This is a genomic window from Nocardia cyriacigeorgica, assembly GCF_010858045.1.
GTDB lineage: Bacteria > Actinomycetota > Actinomycetes > Mycobacteriales > Mycobacteriaceae > Nocardia > Nocardia cyriacigeorgica_E.
Window position 1 is genome coordinate 1 of record NZ_JAAGVC010000437.1, and the last position, 233, is coordinate 233.

The window sequence follows — 233 nt, forward strand, 5'->3', positions numbered from 1 at the left end:
TTCGCGCCTCGCGCGACAAGACCGGATGGCAGGAGACGAACATCAGCGCCAGCAGATCGTCGTCGATCTGGTCCGGGTCCCACAACACGTCATCGGCCGCACGCATCGGGTCGGTGGGCGGTCTGACCAGCGACGAGATCGCCCGCGCCTTCCTGGTGCCGACCGCGACCGTGCAGGCGCGCATCACCCGCGCCAAAAAGACACTCGCCGCGGCGCGGGTGCCTTTCGAAGTG

The 233-nt window shown here is 68.2% G+C and carries 1 pseudogene; it reads left to right on the plus strand.

From position 1 onward, the window contains the following. Nucleotides 1–113 precede the first annotated feature (113 nt). Nucleotides 114–233, plus strand: a pseudogene (locus tag GV790_RS30365) (sigma factor-like helix-turn-helix DNA-binding protein); the annotation flags it as partial.